Raw genomic sequence first — 18,367 nt, 5'->3', positions numbered from 1 at the left:
TAATTATTTATTGATTGCAATATTAAAATTTCGATTATTATCAATAGGTAACGTGTTTATGCGATTAGTAGAAGCTCCATTGATAAATCTTATGATTTAGACATCTCAAGCTTAGTTATTTTATCAATGACAAGCGAAAACACTTGGTTTATAGCTTACAAATTGATAAAGCAATCTTAAGGGACCTTGGTTAGAGGTTGTGACTTGCCACAATCCCAGTTTCAAGCCTGCTTGACTACCATTTATATGGCTATTGGTGCAGTGTCAAGAGAGCGCAGCTCCCGAAGGGCTTGCTCTTGATACAAGACAAGGCCATATAAACTGTTGCATGCAGGTTGAAACAAATAAAAAGAGAAGCCGGTAAATATCGACTTCTCTTAATCAGTTAAACTCATCTTTACTTATCGTTCATCTTTGCAAGCTTAGCAGCCTGATCAGCTGCGATTAACGCATCAAGAATCTCCTGAATATCACCATTCATAATCTTATCAAGCTTGTAAAGTGTAAGGTTGATACGGTGGTCTGTAACACGTCCCTGTGGGAAGTTGTATGTACGAATCTTCTCAGCACGGTCACCAGTACCAATCTGTGAGCGGCGCTCTGCTGCCTCAGCATCCTGCTGCTTCTGTAACTCTAAATCGTAGAGCTTTGCACGAAGGAGTGCGAAAGCCTTTTCCTTATTCTGAAGCTGTGACTTCTCAGTCTGGCTATAGATAACAATACCTGTTGGGTAGTGAGTAAGACGTACAGCTGAATCAGTTGTATTGACACACTGTCCACCATTACCAGAAGCACGCATTACGTCGATACGGATATCCTTCTCGTCAATCTGGATATCTACTTCCTCGGCCTCTGGCATAACAGCTACAGAACATGTAGATGTCTGGATACGTCCCTGTGACTCTGTCTCTGGTACACGCTGTACACGGTGTACACCTGACTCGTACTTAAGGATAGAATAAGCACCTGTTCCCTTTACCATGAACTCGATGTTCTTCATACCACCGATACCTGTCTCATCTGCTTCAAGAAGCTCAACCTTCCATCCACGTGACTCAACATAGTGTACGTACATACGATAAATCTCAGCGGCGAAAAGAGCTGCCTCTTCACCACCGGCACCTGCACGGATTTCCACGATAACGTTCTTATCATCATTAGGGTCCTTAGGAAGAAGAAGAATCTTAAGTTCCTGCTCAAGACGCTCAACCTCAGCCTTTGACTCGTTAAGCTCTTCCTTTGCAAGCTCCTTCATCTCCTCATCTGTCTCCTCTTCAAGAAGAGCAAGAGAATCCTCGATATTCTGCTTATGAGAGCTGTACTGCTTATAAGCCTCTACGATAGGAGCAAGGTCAGACTGCTCCTTCATAAGAGCTCTAAATCTTGCATTATCGTTTGCAACATCTGGCTCAGAAAGAAGGTTCATAACCTCTTCATATCTAAGTACTAAATCTTCTAATCTATCAAACATTCTTAAACCTCCAAATGTCCTTTAACTACTCTGTTATTACCTGCCAAGTCCTTAACGACTTCTACGTCCTTAAATCCGTTTTCAACGAATAAAGCGTATACATCAGGTCCCTGATCATAACCAATTTCAACTAAAAGCCAGCCACCATCATTGAGATACTCTCTGGCATGAGCTGTAATCTCACGATAAAAGAATAAACCGTCCTCTGTGCCATCAAGGGCAAGGCGAGGCTCATGGTCTTTCACCTCAGTGGTGAGCTCCTCGATATCTGCTGTTCTGATATATGGTGGATTGGAAATGATGGCATTAAACTTTCCTGTAACTGGCTGCCATAAATCTCCTTTGACGAAATCTACTCTTCCGCCAGTGAGCCTGTTTCCATTGTCCTTTGCAACTGCCAGCGCCTCATCAGAGACGTCCACACCGATACCGGTGATCCCCTGGCCCAAAACAACAAGAGAAATAATAACACATCCACTGCCAGTACACAAATCTAAAACGTGACTTCCTGAAGGAATAACCTTTAAGGCCTCCTCTACCAAAGTCTCTGTGTCCTGTCTTGGAATGAGAACGTGCTCATTTACCCAGAAATTGATTCCCATGAAATCCTGCTCTCCAGTAATATGCTGAAGAGGAATATGCTGGGCTCTCTTATAAAGCACATCCTGATATTTATATAAAGTAAGCTGGTCTATTTGCTCTGTCTGCTTCAAAAAATACTGAGCCTTTGTCATTTCACTGACGAATGAGAGCAAAAGCCATGCATCTATTTTCGCATCTGCAATCCTTTCGGATTCAAGTATAATAACACCTTTATCTAACGCTTCTTTATATGTCATTTAGAAACATCCCTCATTTTCTTCTTGGAACTTCTTCCAGTCAAAAACTGCCTCGACGGAAGCTATGCCTACTTCAATCATGTCGTCCTCAGGCTCCATAACCGTAAGACGCTGTAACCACAGACCTGGCTTAGAGATAATCTCCACGAAGCCATTTTCATATCGGCCTGCAAGTCTGATGAACTCATAAGAAATTCCTGCGATAACTGGGATAAGCAAGAGTCTTGCGACAAGCTTAAGCCATACGTTATCAAAGGATATAAACATAAAAACAAATACAGATATTATAAATACTATAAATATAAAGCTTGTGCCACATCTTTTGTGGAATCGTGTGGCACTTCTGACATTTTCCAATGTAAGAGGCTTTCCTGCCTCCACGCAGTTAATGCATTTGTGCTCTGCTCCGTGGTACATGAAGGTACGTTTTATGTCCTCCATGCGGGAAATCACTACTACATATCCAATGAAGATAGTGATACGGATGATTCCTTCTATGAAGGCAATCAATGCCTGAGATGTAACAAACTTATTTAAAGCTAATGAAATAAAGTAAGGCAATGCAAAAAATACACCCATGGCCATTACAAATGAAAGAACTAAAATGCCTCCCATCTCAGCCTTTTCCTTTTTCTCAAGCTTACTAAGCTCCTGCTCAGAAAGCTTTGACTTATCCACTGGCTCCTCTTCATCTTCAAAAAATGAAGCTGAATACATCAAAGTGCTAAGACCAATTGTCAAAGACTCGATGAATGAAACTACGCCTCGAATAATTGGGATTTTATGCCAGATATCATTGATATCTTTTGTATTTTTTACTTCTACCGCGATCTCTTTGTCTGGCTTGCGAACAGCAACTGCATATTTGCTGCCATTACGCATCATGACGCCTTCCATAACCGCCTGACCGCCTATACCTGAATATTTCATTACCTCTCCTATACACGACAAAAGGGCTGAGACCAAACATCTCAACCCTTAAAAGTCCATAAAACAAACTACTTTGCGTCAATACCGTACTTCTTGTTGAACTTGTCAATACGTCCACGAGCCTGTGTAGCTTTCTGCTGGCCAGTGTAGAATGGATGACACTTTGAACAAATTTCTACGTGGATGCTCTCCTTTGTAGAACCTGTAACGAATGTGTTACCACAGTTACATGTTACTGTAGCCTGATAATAATCTGGATGGATACCCTGTCTCATTGATTTTCACCTCTCATTTAATAAATGTTTACAATTTCCAACTGTAAGTATAGCTGTTTAAATGCGAGGGTCTCGCATTTCATCCCGATTAACAGCTTCACAAGTATAACATCAGTTCATAAGGATGTCAAGCAGAGAATCATAAACCTCCTGAGCCTTAACTTTCCAGTTGTTGCACAGTGTTTCTGCGAGCTCCTTTGTACCTACATGAAAGCTTACATCGATGGTAGGAACATCGTTTTCAGTGATGCGAAGCTGCACCACATATCCACCTCTGTCAGCTTTGAAATATGTAGCCTTGTAAGAATTCTCCTCTTTCATTGAGATAGAATTCAGCTTTAAATATTTATTAATGTCTTTTGAAAGGGCTGGAGTAATCTTTTCCTTGAAAAGCTCCAAAGTCTTGTTGCCCTCATCTGTAATCGAATAAGTTGTATTATTGTGATTTGTAACTGACTTGATAAGCCCTGCATCCTCATCATCACTAATGGCCTGCTGGGCTGTAAAATAATCTGTTAAATCTCCCTCAAGGAAGAAATCTGTAATCTGACTATTACTAAGCGGGAAACCACTTCGATGAAGTAATTCTAGTATTGTTATCTTGTATATCATGGTTGGTTCTGCCATGGTGTCCCTCCTGAAAAAAACTTACTTTAGACCAAGGCCTTAATTGCGTGTGATACCGCTACTGCCACACGTGGATCAAAGGCTTCTGGCAGGATAAACTCATCGCAGAGCTGATCTTCATCTACAAGATCGGCAATTGCATTTGCTGCTGCCAACTTCATTTCCTCTGTGATGGCTGTGGCACGAGCCTCCAAAGCGCCTCTGAAGATACCTGGGAATGCCACTACGTTGTTTACCTGATTTGGGAAGTCTGAACGACCTGTACCAACGACTCTTGCACCTGCTGCCTTCGCTTCATCTGGCATAATCTCTGGTGTAGGATTTGCCATTGCAAAGAGAATAGAATCCTTTGCCATTGATGCAACCATTTCCTTTGAAACGATACCTGGTGCTGAAACACCAACAAAGATATCTGCTCCTACAAGTGCATCTGCAAGAGTACCTGTCTTATGTGAAAGGTTTGTAACCTTTGTCATTTCCTTCTGCATCCAGTTAAGATCTGGATAATCTGGACCAATGATGCCCTGACGGTCACACATTGTAACATCCTTGAAACCGTATGTTAAAAGAAGCTTTGTGATGGCAACGCCTGCTGAACCTGCTCCGTTGACAACAACCTTACATGCTTCCTTGTCCTTCTTTACTACCTTTAAGGCATTGATGATACCAGCTAAAACAACAATTGCTGTTCCGTGCTGATCATCGTGAAAAACAGGAATATCTAACTCCTGCTTTAAGCGCTCTTCGATTTCAAAACATCTTGGAGCTGAAATATCCTCAAGATTGATTCCTCCGAATGTAGGAGCAATAGCCTTTACTGCTGCTACTATCTCATCTGGATCCTGAGTGCTTAATACTATAGGGAATGCATTTACACCACCAAACTCCTTAAACAGTACGCATTTACCTTCCATAACAGGCATTGCTGCAAGTGGTCCGATGTTTCCAAGTCCTAAAACTGCAGAACCATCTGAAACTACTGCTACTGTGTTGGCCTTTAATGTGTAGTTGTAAGCCTCCTCGCTGTCCTCTGCAATGATTCGACAAGGTGCTGCTACACCTGGTGTGTAAGCAATGGATAAATCCTCTCTGTTTCTAACAGGTGCCTTCGAGGTGGTCTCGATTTTACCATTCCACTGCTTGTGTAAAAATACCGCTGTTTCGTCTACTGATGCCATAATGCTCTCCCTTCATACTGCCATTTAAATATATATGTAAATTATATTACACGCTTTCTAATAACCATATCAATGTAATCATCGTTACACTTGGTATGGGCAAACATATTAAGAATTGTCTCAATAGCGTCCTCTTTGCGGGCACTATTGATAGCTCTACGCATAATTTCCATAGCATCTAATTCTTTACGAGAAAGGAGAAGATCCTCTCTACGTGTACCAGATGCAGTAATATCAATAGCTGGGAATATTCTCTTCTCTGAAAGCTTTCTGTCGAGAATGAGCTCCATGTTACCAGTTCCCTTAAATTCCTCGTATACAACATCATCCATCTTTGAACCAGTCTCAACAAGAGCTGTGGCAAGAATAGTAAGGCTGCCGCCCTCTCTCATATTTCTGGCTGCACCAAAGAACTTCTTTGGCATGTGAAGTGCTGCTGGATCAAGACCACCTGAAAGTGTACGTCCTGATGGCTGAACTGTAAGGTTGTAAGCACGTGCAAGTCTTGTGATAGAGTCAAGAAGAATCATAACGTCCTGACCATGCTCAACAAGTCTCTTTGCTCTCTCGATAACCATCTCAGAAACACGTCTGTGGTGCTCTGGGCTTTCATCGAATGTTGAATATATAACCTCTACATTCTTGCTGTTTCTCATAGTGTCCTTCATATCTGTAACTTCCTCAGGACGCTCGTCGATAAGCAAGATGATAAGATGCATATCTGGGTGTGAATAATTAACAGAAGTAGCAACTTCTTTTAAAAGTGTGGTCTTACCTGCCTTAGGCTGGGCAACAATCATACCACGCTGTCCCTTACCTATTGGGCTGACAAGATCAACGATACGCATAGCAACTGAGCTTTTCTGACGCTCAAGACGAATTCTCTCGTTAGGGAAAATAGGTGTGAGGTCTTCGAAATTAGGTCTCTTGCATGCTGCAGCTGGATCGTAACCGTTGATTGTATCGATAATCATAAGAGCTGCGAACTTATCAGTTGGATTGTTGAAACGCTTCTTTCCAATGATAATATCACCTGTCTTAAGATTGAACTTTTTAATCTGTGACTGAGACACATAAACGTCGTCAGTACCTGGCATATAGTTATCGCAACGGATAAATCCAAATCCATCACTCATTACTTCTAAAATACCACTGGCTGAAAGAAGTCCATCTGTAGGAATATCCTGAGGTACGTTTTCACTACGCTCAACCTTCTCAGTCTTTTCTACTCTCTCTGGACGCTCTACACGCTCTGTGCGCTCCGGTCTCTTAGGTCTCTCAGTTCTAGGCATTCTTTCGTTCTCTGCCTTTGCTGGAGCAGCCTTTTCTTCTGTCTCCTTAGCTGCAGCTTCTTTAATTGGAGCTTCTTTGGCTGGTGTTTCCTTAGCAGCTTCCTTGGCATCAATTTCGTCCTGCGCAAGCATAGCTTCTACTAAATCGGCTTTTTTCATAGAGGAAACGCCCTTTATTCCCCTAGCCTTTGCCAAATCACGTAGTACCGCAACCGCCAAACTCTCATATTTTTCTCTCATTTAACTCTCCTTAAATTTATATTTAAACAAATATTTACGTCATGGAATTAAAAGTCGATCCGACTAATGAATTATACCTTGATGATAAGAAGATTATATATTGTAATCCCTTTATTGTCTATAGTTTTTGGGGTTTAATTGCAGCCAAGGACAGCTGCAATTAAATTTGGCTAAAGCCAAACAGCATTCCTGGGATAACCCAAGAATGCTGCCATGTACGGAATCCCATAATCTGATGATTATGTAATTCCTACTCTTGAAGTGACTCCATAATAGGTGGGATGAGCTGCTTCTTTCTTGAAACAACACCCTCTAAAATGTAGCTGTCTTCTGAAACTGGTAATCTGAATGCATCTGCAATAATCTTATCAGCATCATCACCAACAAAGAGAAGCTCTGTTGTCTCGTTGAGGATATCTGTAAGCATACAGAATACTGCATTTAAGTCTGATGTTTCCTTTACAGTGCTCATGTGAGCCTTAATTCCATCCTTGATTGAATTAAGCTGGCCCTTAGAAATTGAGCTAACCTGAGCAACACCAAAGTTGATGTCTCCGCTGTTGAAAATCTTGTAATCCTGGTGGAAGATCTGATCAGGAGTCTTGTCCTTGAAATCACTTCCAGCTTCAAACATTGATGTAGCAAGTTCAACAACATCAACACCTGCGATATCAGCAAGCATTCTAGCCTTTGCCTCATCTACAGGAGTGCATGTAGGTGAACGGAACATAAGTGTATCTGAAATGATAGCTGAGCAAAGCACACCTGCGATATGCTTTGGAATCTCAACACCCTTTTCTTCGTACATCATAGAAACGATAGTTGCTGTAGAACCTACTGGCTGATTTCTAAAGTAGATAGGTGAAACTGTCTCTAAAGAACCAAGTCTGTGGTGATCGATAATCTCAAGTACCTCCGCCTGATCAAGACCATCTACAGCCTGTGACTTCTCGTTGTGATCCACAAGGATAACCTGCTTCTTCTGCATATTTAAGAGAAGTCGACGTGAAACCATTCCAACATAATGTCTGTTCTCGTCAAGGATTGGGAAATCGCGGTGACGAACTGACTTCATGATTTCTCTAACATCATCTACATAATCATCTAACTCAAAGCTAACAATGTCGTCCTTCTGCATGAACTGACGAATTGGCATTGACTGATGAATAAGACGAGCAACAGTGAATGTATCGTACTCTGTTGTGATAAGTACACACTGGTGCTCCTCAGCGAGTCTGATAATCTCAGGCTCAACGTGGCTGGCGCCACAAACAACAAGGCAGCTACATCCTGCTTCGATACAGATAGCCTGACGAGCTGTGATATTACCAACGATTGCTAAATCATCTACGTTGATATCATCCATAAGGTCCTCACGGTTGCTTGAAGCAATTACAACCTGTCCCTTTACGAAATAAGCATGTGGATTACCTGTAACAAGGTTTCCGTTTAATGTGCCAATGATGTTGCTGTACTGTGTTCTGGCACGTGAAAGAATGCTATTGTCGTAAATATCCATATATGAATATGCGATATCTCCGTTTACGATAACACCTTCAAGCTTTCCTGTCTTTCCTACAACAGGAAGTGTAGCTACATCTCTCTCAAGCATGAGCTCCCATGCTTTCTTAAGTGAAATGTGGCCATCTACTGGCTCAAGACGACGATATTCGATGTCTGTAAGCTGAGCTCCAACGTCCATAACTGTCTCAGGCTCCTGGATGTTGAATCTCTCCAAAACATAGCGAGTCTCCTCGTTGAGTTGACCCGCCTTCTTTGCTTCATAAATAGTGCCATTATTTGAAGTGGCATTTTTCAGATATGCGTATGCTACAGCAGCGCAAACACTATCTGAATCAGGGTTTTTGTGTCCGATAATATAAACCGTATTCGGCATAGTACCTCCGTTAAAATAAAAACTAACTTATAAAATTCCAAATGAAAGTAATAAACCCACAATACCAACCCCAAGATTTGCAGCAAGTAAAACTATTGCTGCAACAATAAGCTTCTTAAGTGAGCTGTAATGCTCATTAGCTCTTAATGCCTGCTCTTCGCTCTTATCATTCTCCTTGATAAGATCCTGAATCAGGCGATATAAATGAACTGACTCAGAATGAGTCTTCTCTGAAAGCTCGCTCTGAATACTGTCAAGGCCCTCTGAAACATTTCTAAGAGTATCCTGAAGATTTCTGTTATGTGTTTCATAAGACTCTTGATTATCCGATACTTGGCCCTTAATGTCAAGCTCTAATTGATCCATGTTGTTTTTTACAACCTGCATCATGCGGTCAACCTGAGTCTCAACGTCAGCAACTAAGCTATCTGCTTCCTCTTGTTTTTTTATAAGTTCATCCTGAAGCTGAAGATTAATTGCCTCTTTTTCCTGTACAAGAGCCTCGAGCTCAGCAGCCTTCTGTTCTTTTGCCATAATGAGCTGCTGAAGCTGTGTAGCCTTCTCGCGAAAAGCATCAATCTGTGATAGTAATAAATCCTCACCATTATCGATTTCGATAGATGTTACGCTGACTTCTGGCTTTGAATCTTCTGTAGAGTTAACATCTTCAAGATCGATTTCCTGAACATTTACTTTTTCCATAGCATCTCTCTCCTTATTAATTATTAATTATTAATTTAGAAAGTGAACTTGTCTGCAAAGTAAGCATCTAAATCTGCGATAGCGATACGCTCCTGCTCCATAGAATCACGGTGACGAATTGTAACCATGTTATCTTCCTCAGAGTCGAAATCGTATGTGATGCAGAATGGTGTTCCGATTTCGTCCATACGACGATATCTCTTACCGATAGTTCCTCTGTCATCAAATTCACAATTGTATTTCTTTGAAAGCTCTGCAAATATCTTCTCAGCGCCTTCATTAAGCTTCTTAGAAAGTGGAAGTACACCAATCTTAACAGGTGCAAGTGCTGGGTGGAAGCGAAGAACTGTACGAACATCGCTCTTTCCATCCTTACCAACTTCTTCCTCATCGTATGCTGCGCAAAGGAAAGCAAGTACTACACGGTCTGCACCAAGTGATGGCTCGATAACGTATGGTAAATACTTCTCATTTGTCTCATCATCGAAGTAAGTAAGATCCTGACCTGATACATTCTGATGCTGTGTAAGATCATAATCTGTACGGCTGGCAATACCCCAAAGCTCGCCCCATCCAAATGGGAATAAGAACTCGATATCTGTAGTGCCTGTAGAGTAGAATGAAAGCTCTTCTGGATCGTGGTCGCGAAGACGCATCTCATCCTCTTTCATGCCAAGGCTAAGGAGCCAATCACGGCAGAAGCCTCTCCAGTACTGGAACCACTCATCCTGTGAGCCTGGCTTGCAGAAGAACTCAAGCTCCATCTGCTCAAACTCACGTGTACGGAATGTAAAGTTACCAGGTGTAATCTCGTTACGGAATGACTTACCAATCTGGCCGATACCAAATGGAACCTTCTTACGAGATGTACGCTGTACATTCTTGAAGTTTACGAAAATACCCTGAGCTGTCTCTGGGCGAAGATATACTGTATTCTTAGCATCCTCAGTAACACCCTGGAATGTCTTGAACATAAGGTTGAACTCACGGATGTCTGTAAAGTTGTGCTTTCCACATGTAGGACATGGAACGTTGTTGCTCTCGATGAACTCCTTCATCTCTTCCTTTGTCCATCCATCAACTGAGCCCTTAAGCTCGATGTTGTTCTCAGCTGCAAAATCTTCGATAATCTTGTCAGCTCTGAAACGCTCGTGGCACTCCTTACAATCCATAAGTGGATCTGAGAATGAGCCAAGGTGACCTGAAGCAATCCATGTCTGTGGGTTCATGAGAATAGCACAGTCAACACCAACGTTGTATGGATTCTCCTGAACGAATTTCTGCCACCAAGCCTTCTTAACATTGTTCTTGAGCTCGACACCAAGATTTCCGTAATCCCATGTATTAGCAAGACCACCGTAAATCTCAGAGCCTGCATATACAAAGCCTCTTGCTTTTGCAAGAGCAATGATTTTGTCCATTGTCTTTTCCATAAGTATTATTTCCTCTCTATATTAATATATTTATTTCTATTATTTAGCAGTGTATACGATGTATACCAAATCTGTAGCATCGTTATTTCCATCAGCCTGTGAAATGCTAACTGTATGATCGTTCACAATCTCTGTGGAACCTGATGAAACATAGGTAATTTTACCTGGAACAACTACGTTAACATTTTCCTTAACAATGGCTACCTTAGAACCTGCAAAACTGCTTTCTGCATCTACTGCCTGACCTGAAGCCTTTGCTCCTTCTGCCACTATAGAAAATGTGTCTGCAAAATCATATCCAGCTGACACTGCGCCCTCATAGGACCCATTATAAGTGGTGTAAGAAGAAAAAGCTGCATAACAATCAGCATCTTTATAGGTAGTTTTAATGTAAACCTGCCCTTTTCTATATGTAATCCTCTTTAATGAAATGGACTTCTCTCCATATGATTCATTAAATTTCTTAATCAGGTCACGTGTATATTTCTTAAATTCTGCCTTGGAGTAAGTCTCTGTATCAAAGTCTGCAACTTCCTCGAAAGTAATCTGTCCATCCTTTGAAAAAGTAATAGTAGAGGTGTCTGCTGCTCCTCCCGAAGAAAGTAATGCACCACCCAGCTTTACTACCAAAGTAACCAAAAGTGCAAGTAATCCAACGCATATCACACCAAAGATGATACGGTTTCTCATAACTTCTTTTTGTCTTTTTTTACGTCTGGCTGCCTGAAGCTCTTTTGCGGCAACCCCCTGTCTTGTTGGACTGGCTGTATTTCTGGTACGCATACCGCCCTTTCCCCCAGCAGGTCTTCTTTGTGTCATAGAAATTCCTCGCTTTTGTATTTGTGCGCTCTATAGTTTAATCGATAAGCGGACAAAATTCTAGTCAATTCTTCTTCCGTTTCATTATTCAGTACAAAAGTATACAACTTTTCTATCTTAGATGAAACAATGAATTGCATGGCATACAGGGTGGAACCTGATATATCTGTGCCCGATTCAAGATTGCCACACGAGCGGCATAACATTCCATGTCGCTTAAGTGAAAATGTAGTAAGATTTTCCTTTTTCCCGCAACTGCAGCACTGGAATACATTTGGATATTCTCCATCTATAACCCAGGTTCTTAAATCGTAAATGTTCTTTAACAACCTTAAAGAAAACTTTCCAGATTCCAAAGCCTTGAGACTTTGGTACAAAAGGGCAAGTCTGTGCCTTTCATCAACACCTTCCACAGAAAGAAAGTCAGCTACCTCCAGGAAATATGAGCCAAGACAAACCTTCTCGTAATCCAAAACCAAATCCCTGAAATAGTTGGAAATATTGGCTTTTGAAATGTGATAGGAATTTCTTCCCTCAAATGCCTCGAAGGTACCGAAGCAAAATGGGGAACAGGCGGCAACCATAGGGTTGTTTGGCCTTCTTGCACCCTTGGCAAAAGCTGTCACCCTGCCTGATTCTTTGGTAAGAATCACAAGTCTCTTATCAAATTCTCCCACATCAGAACTGGAAAGCACTAATCCAGTAAGGGTAACAAGTCCCATTGATTACAAGTCCTCTTTTTTGTATCCAAAATTCTTCAGCTCATAGTCGCTGTCTCGCCAATCCTTCTTAACTTTAACAAAAAGCTTAAGATTAACCTTGGCATCTAAAAGTTTTTCTATTTCGTATCGGGAATTGGTACCAATCTTCTTAATCATGGCACCGCCCTTTCCTATAATAATGCCCTTGTGAGATGTCTTCTCGCAGATAATAGTAGCTTCGATATCCCACATAGCCCTTTTTCCTGGACGCTCCTTCATGGTGTCAATTGCGATTGCAATACCGTGTGGAACTTCATCGTTAAGGGCATGGAGTGATTTCTCTCTGATAATCTCAGCTGTGATTTCTCTGAGAGTCTGATTTGTAACTGTCTCCTCATCATAGAAAGCTGGGCCTTCTGGAAGATGCTTAAAGATAGTTGAAAGTAAATCGTCGCATCCCTCTCCGTGAAGAGCAGAAACTGGAACAACCTCAATGAAATCGCATAAATCCTTGAATGCCTGGATTGTCTCACCAACCTTTGCACCGTCAGCCATGTCAATTTTGTTGATAACAAGGATTACAGGAGCCTCTACTGTGGAAAGGAGCTCTGCAATCTTCTTATCTCCTGCTCCAACCTTTGTGTCAGGTTCGATAAGCCATAAGATAAGATCAACATCGTTGATTGTGCTCTTTGCTGCAGACATCATGTACTCACCAAGCTTATTCTTTGCCTGATGCATACCTGGTGTATCAAGGAATACAATCTGTCCAACCTCTTCATCTGTATATACAGTCTGAATGCGGTTTCTGGTTGTCTGTGGCTTGTTGCTTGTGATAGCAATCTTCTGCCCAATAATGTGGTTCATGAGAGTACTCTTACCAACATTTGGACGACCAACTATAGTTACAAATCCCGATTTAAAATTACTCATACTTTACCTCTTAATATAAACTACTTATTTCTTTAAATATTTCTTTATTATCTTCTATCACGTTCTCGTTTCCTACGACACATATATAACGCTGGGCTACTGCGGCATCGATAGGAGCGGCAAGTGCTCTGATATCTTCTACTGTTGCATCAAGAACCTCATTACGTACCTTCTGAAGATTCTCGTATGTGGTGCCTGACATGTAGCAGTTCAGACCTCTGAGTCCTCGCTGTGAAGGAGTGAGTGGTGTATCCATTCCGCTGACAGTACCAATAATGTACTTTGTCATATCTCTATCGTCAGCGGTGAAGTTTCTAAGGTAATCTCCTGTCTCCTCAAAGACCTTTAATGTCTCTGTAAGATTTGGATCACGATATGAAACGAATACCAAATCACCCTGTCGGCTTGAATTCATGTTGCATCCATATGCACCACCCTGAACTCTTACCTTAATCCAGAAATAATCATATCCAAGAATGGTATTTAAAATTTTGAATGCTCCATTGTACTCATACCCGGCTTTTCTGAAATCTCCAGCCATGGCAACGTACTGAATCTGTGAAGCATCTTTAAGAGCCTCTTTTACTTCGTGCTCCTCAAACTTAAAGCCACCAAAATCGTATCTCTCTTCAGATAATAATGGTTTGATTTCAGCAGCAAGTCTCTTGGCCTGGCTAAGGACCTCAGCCTTTCCTGTAGATGAAACAATGAGTCTTGATTTAGAGAAAATATACTTAGTTAATAAATTTAATTTAGATATAACTTCTTCTTTTCTACTATCAAAATTCTCTTCCAGGTCCACTAAGAAGCGATAGAATGTAATTCCGCTTCCCGCTTCTGAAATAGCTGCCTTCTTTGAGAATCCACAGCGTGCTCTTGTGGCTGCAATCATGTTTCCACGTGAGCTGATGTTTGATTCCATGTGAGATTTTTCAGCTGTGATAAGCTCCTTTAATCGCTTCTCATCGGAAAAATCAGAATGGAGAATCATCTCCATAGCCAAATCCTTGGCTGCATCTGCTTCATCATATATAAACTTAGAACGAACTTCAAAAGTAACTCTGCACTCATCAGGTGAATCAAGCACTTCATATACAGCTGTGTTTGTAGAAATTCCACCTGTGTGGAGATACATCTCGTTTGTAAAATCAGTGTAAGTGTAATGCTCTGTATCCATTAATCCGATGAATCTCTCAAGCATTGACACATATGGAAGCCATTCAGCACTAATATCACTGATATCGAATACCATATTGAAGTAATGGATTCCGTTTGTGCTTACCTTATGGTGAAGAAGTGTGGTGCCATCTTCGTCATGAACTGAAAGGTCGATTGGACGAGCCTCTCTTTTAAGATCCAGACGCGAAAGCATTGGAATCTTCTCCAAATCTTTTTTAGGACTTGGTGTCTCCTGATATTCCTTCAGGTAAGCTGTATGTTCAACTATTTCCTTAATTTCTTCCTTTGAAAGCTTTGATTTTACATCTGCCAGATGTCTTCTCAACTCTTCATCATCTGCGCCTGTAAGTCCCTGCTTAGGACGAAGTGTAACAATTGACTTATGATTGTTTGATAAAAGGTAAACATCGGCAATGTAATCAAATAATCCATTCTCAACTCTAGATTTAATTTTCTCCAAAACTTCAATAGAATGAAGATGTAAGAATGGTCTACTCTTATCATAAAGCCAGCTGTCTAAAAGCTGAAGACCGATGATAAGTCCCTTTGGCGCACTACCAAAATCCAGCTCTCTTGCTCTAAACTGCTCACCGTTAATAGCAGCAAAAAGAGTCTTTTTGTCGATACCCTTCTTTATTTCTTTCTCCAATGTAGTCTCGATAATCTCAACGAATCGATCCTTATCTTCCTCATTGGCACCTCTTGCAACAATGCTAAAGAACATCTGACGCTGTGATGACTCGAATGAACACTCAACATCCTCAGCGATGTTAGCATCAATGAGAGCCTGGTATAATGGGGCGCCTGGAGCAGAAACTAAAGCGTAATTTAATATATCGAATGCACGGTACATGTTAGAATCTAACACATCGCCTATACATACATTGTAAGAAAGGTATGTGTTGTTCTCAGGATCCTGGTCTGCAGCGATTGAATAGTCAAGTGTAATCTCCACTGGCTTATCAAAAGGCTTTTGCATCTGAATTTCAGAATCTACCTCGAGATAGTCGTAGTAGCGGAGATATTTTGTATCTAAATATTCTAAAAGGTCATCTATATCAACATCGCCGTAGATGTAGATGTATGAATTACTTGGATGATAATACTTGCTGTGGAAAGCAAGGAAATCCTCATAAGTAAGTGATGGAATAACCTTTGGATCACCGCCTGACTCAATAGCGTAAGTAGTGTCAGGGAAAAGTGAATTCAAAATCTGACGGTTGAGAACATCATCTGGTGAAGAGTATGCACCCTTCATTTCGTTGTAAACAACACCATTGATGGTCAAATCACTGTCCTCATCTTCCATCTCATAGTGCCATCCCTCCTGCTCAAATATCTCACGATACTTGTAGATGTTTGGATGGAAAACTGCATCCATATAAACATCAATGAGGTTCATGTAATCATTGTCATTGGTGCTGGCAATTGGATATACAGTTTTATCTGGATATGTGATGGCATTAAGGAATGTATTAAGACTTCCCTTTACCAATTCAACGAATGGATCTTTAACTGGATATTTTTCAGAACCACAAAGTACTGTGTGCTCAACGATATGTGCCACACCAGTGGAATCTTTTGGTGGTGTTCTAAACCCTACATAAAATACCTTGTTTACATCATCGTTTGAAATAAAACAAATTCTGGCTTTTGTCTTCTTGTGTTCAAATATGAATCCAAGGGAATCAAGTCCCTCAAGTTTTTCTTCCTTTATTAATTCGTATGCTTTGTTCAACGTGTTAGCTCTCCTTCTTGATGTGAACATCTAACTGATTAAAGCAGATCTCAACACCCGCTTTATCAAATCTATTTTTAATTTCTTCTAATACAGCCCATTTTGTAGGCCAGAAGTATTCTGTCTCGACCCAAAAACGAAGTCCAATCTGAACTGCGCTGTCTCCAAGTTCTGAAACAAATGTCTGAATAGGCTCCGATGTAATAAGATGATCCTGCTTCTCAGCAACCTCTAACATTATTTCCTTAGCCTTCTTTATGTCACTGTCATAGCTGATTCCTACTGTCTCATTAAACATTCTTCTGGTCATGGAAGTACAGTTTGTGAGAGATGCAGATGAAAGTGTACCGTTAGGAATCTGAACCATGCGTCCATCGATCATTTTAAGTGTGGTATAAATGATGTTAATCTTCTCGACCTTGCCTTCCTGGCCACTTGCATGCTCGATAATATAATCTCCAACTCTGAATGGGTGCATTAAAAGAATAAGCACACCGCCTGCGAAGTTGGAAAGAGCTCCCTGTAAAGCAAGACCAATTGTAACACCAAGACCTGCAACTGCAGCCGATATGGATGTAGTGGTAACTCCAAACAGACCGAGAATGCTAGTGATTAAGATTATATAGAAAATCCATTTTAAAACAGATTCCAGAAATGTCTCTACTCCTGGGTCTACATCACGGAGATTCATAGCCTTGTGAAAAAGCTTAATGATTCCCTTGATGATCTGTGAACCTATAATAAATACAACTAGTGCAAGTACCGCACACCATAAAAAACTCCAAAATTTTGGAATTAATTGTTCTATCTGCTGCTGAAGAATACCCTTTTGGATTTCTTCAACTATTTCTTCTGGCATAACTGGTGTTGCTTCTAATAAAAGCATCTTACTATCCTCCCATTATTACAATCCTAACTATTATATCATAGCTCCGATTTTTTTCACATTCCTGTGGTAAAATCTCTTTAATTTCAACAAATCCATTATTTTTTAGAAAGGATTTTAGATTATGAAAAATAAATTTATCGTTACATCAACACTTGTATTAGCTATTGGGCTGACAAGCTTTCTTTCGGGATGTGGTGGAATAACTGACAGCGTTACTGATAGTGGTGAAAATGCAGACACTTCTACTGAAGACACAGTGCCTGTCACTCCTCCACAGGCCGTACCCGATTATGAAAGAACAGAAAACCCTGACTATAGCAATCTTATAATCACATATGACGAAACTTTTGATGGTAGCGGCGCAGATTCTGAACTTGTTGCTCCATATTATTATGCAGAGGCGGATTGTAGCTGCTATATTTTTGGAGCTCACGTAACCTCACTTTATGCATATTGGGAAGACTTTCGTACATACAAAGACAGTCTGGGTGCTTTCGGAAAATCCACATTATCAATGTTTGACAACAAAGATTTTCTAGAGGGCGCCTGGGGAATAACCGACAGAGATTCTGCAAAATTAACAATTGAGGAAATGCTTAAATATGGTCACCAGGCAAAATGCCGTGCCTATATTCAAAATGATCCCGACACAAAAAAGCTCATCGAATATATAAATACCACATACGGCGACGATTTTACCTTTGAAAATGTTGATGATATTGATGATGAGACATTTAAAAACAATGATATTTCTACTGATTATTTCTACCAGGTAAAAGCCGCTGCCTGCGTGAATGCTTTATATGGAGAAAACGGCCTGGCAGGCTACGACTACATGCGAATGTTAAGAGTAGTGACTTTCAGCGACGACGCCTGGTATTTAAGCACTCCTGAGTACCTTGAATATGTATATAACCTGGATCTCGCCTTACAGAAGCAGTACAGCAGCTTTAAAGAAATACATCAGTGCTATTACCTAGGAGAAATGTTCCGTGCCGCTGTAGTTGGAGAAAAAGATTCATTAATTAACATGACAGAAATTGGCGAAGCTATAAAAACCATGGAAAGTGAAGGCTTCTACGATGAGATTGAGCCCGATTTCAATATTTCAATCGTGAAAGACTGGGACGATATACTTGTGACACGAAAGGAACTTCGTGAACAACCAATAGGTAATAATTAAATGCAAAACTCCCGGCAGAATTAAATCTGTCGGGAGTTTTT

General features: G+C 40.8%; 16 protein-coding genes. 1 reads left to right on the top strand and 15 read right to left on the bottom strand.

Features of this window, described 5'->3' with window-relative positions; all coding sequences use genetic code 11:
• Positions 1-397: 397 nt before the first annotated feature.
• From prfA to G592_RS0112545, 15 genes are all read right to left on the bottom strand, one after another.
• Positions 398-1,471 (bottom strand): peptide chain release factor 1, encoded by a 1,074-nt coding sequence (prfA, locus tag G592_RS0112615; RefSeq protein WP_028248134.1) that lies wholly within the window; start codon positions 1,469-1,471, stop codon positions 398-400.
• A gap of 2 nt (positions 1,472-1,473) precedes the next feature.
• The gene (prmC, locus tag G592_RS0112610) at positions 1,474-2,310 is read right to left on the bottom strand and encodes a peptide chain release factor N(5)-glutamine methyltransferase (protein ID WP_028248133.1); all 837 of its coding nucleotides are present in this window, start codon (positions 2,308-2,310) and stop codon (positions 1,474-1,476) included.
• Positions 2,311-3,240, bottom strand: coding sequence for a DUF1385 domain-containing protein (locus G592_RS0112605; protein WP_028248132.1), 930 nt, complete (start codon positions 3,238-3,240; stop codon positions 2,311-2,313).
• Between the two features lie 68 nt (positions 3,241-3,308).
• Entirely contained in the window at positions 3,309-3,515 is a 207-nt protein-coding gene (rpmE, locus tag G592_RS0112600; protein WP_015550865.1) for a 50S ribosomal protein L31, read from the bottom strand.
• 111 nt (positions 3,516-3,626) lie between these two features.
• Positions 3,627-4,142, bottom strand: a complete 516-nt coding sequence (locus G592_RS0112595) for a DUF4364 family protein (RefSeq protein WP_028248131.1) — start codon at positions 4,140-4,142, stop codon at positions 3,627-3,629.
• Positions 4,143-4,168: 26 nt separating this feature from the next.
• Positions 4,169-5,320, bottom strand: a complete 1,152-nt coding sequence (locus G592_RS0112590) for an NAD(P)-dependent malic enzyme (RefSeq protein ID WP_028248130.1) — start codon at positions 5,318-5,320, stop codon at positions 4,169-4,171.
• 41 nt (positions 5,321-5,361) lie between these two features.
• Entirely contained in the window at positions 5,362-6,852 is a 1,491-nt protein-coding gene (gene rho / locus G592_RS0112585; RefSeq protein WP_028248129.1) for a transcription termination factor Rho, read from the bottom strand.
• A gap of 250 nt (positions 6,853-7,102) precedes the next feature.
• Entirely contained in the window at positions 7,103-8,749 is a 1,647-nt protein-coding gene (locus tag G592_RS0112580) for a putative manganese-dependent inorganic diphosphatase (protein WP_028248128.1), read from the bottom strand.
• Positions 8,750-8,776: 27 nt separating this feature from the next.
• Positions 8,777-9,451, bottom strand: coding sequence for a hypothetical protein (locus G592_RS16545; protein WP_036952885.1), 675 nt, complete (start codon positions 9,449-9,451; stop codon positions 8,777-8,779).
• Between the two features lie 35 nt (positions 9,452-9,486).
• Positions 9,487-10,884 carry a glycine--tRNA ligase gene (locus G592_RS0112570; RefSeq protein WP_028248127.1) on the bottom strand — a complete coding sequence of 466 codons (1,398 nt, stop codon included), beginning with the start codon at positions 10,882-10,884 and terminating at the stop codon, positions 9,487-9,489.
• Positions 10,885-10,923: 39 nt separating this feature from the next.
• Complete coding sequence (locus G592_RS0112565; RefSeq protein ID WP_028248126.1) at positions 10,924-11,703, bottom strand: hypothetical protein; 780 nt, start codon at positions 11,701-11,703, stop codon at positions 10,924-10,926.
• The gene (gene recO / locus G592_RS0112560) at positions 11,700-12,425 is read right to left on the bottom strand and encodes a DNA repair protein RecO (protein WP_028248125.1); all 726 of its coding nucleotides are present in this window, start codon (positions 12,423-12,425) and stop codon (positions 11,700-11,702) included. Before recO ends, G592_RS0112565 begins: the two co-directional genes overlap by 4 nt.
• 3 nt (positions 12,426-12,428) lie before the next feature.
• Entirely contained in the window at positions 12,429-13,337 is a 909-nt protein-coding gene (gene era, locus G592_RS0112555) for a GTPase Era (protein WP_028248124.1), read from the bottom strand.
• A 10-nt stretch (positions 13,338-13,347) separates the two neighbouring features.
• Positions 13,348-16,254, bottom strand: coding sequence for an insulinase family protein (locus G592_RS0112550; RefSeq protein ID WP_242830176.1), 2,907 nt, complete (start codon positions 16,252-16,254; stop codon positions 13,348-13,350).
• A gap of 4 nt (positions 16,255-16,258) precedes the next feature.
• Positions 16,259-17,140, bottom strand: a complete 882-nt coding sequence (locus tag G592_RS0112545; protein WP_028248122.1) for a mechanosensitive ion channel family protein — start codon at positions 17,138-17,140, stop codon at positions 16,259-16,261.
• Positions 17,141-17,264: 124 nt separating this feature from the next.
• Here G592_RS0112545 and G592_RS0112540 point away from each other — a divergent pair, with 124 nt between their 5' ends.
• On the top strand, positions 17,265-18,326 hold the full coding sequence (locus G592_RS0112540) for a DUF1266 domain-containing protein (RefSeq protein WP_028248121.1): 1,062 nt from the start codon (positions 17,265-17,267) through the stop codon (positions 18,324-18,326).
• The last annotated feature ends 41 nt before the right edge of the window (positions 18,327-18,367 follow it).

Source organism: Pseudobutyrivibrio ruminis CF1b (assembly GCF_000424005.1).
In the GTDB taxonomy this organism is placed as follows: Bacteria; Bacillota; Clostridia; order Lachnospirales; family Lachnospiraceae; genus Pseudobutyrivibrio; species Pseudobutyrivibrio ruminis_C.
The sequence above is the reverse complement of the archived record's forward strand: the minus strand, read 5'-3'. Positions and strand labels throughout refer to the sequence as shown.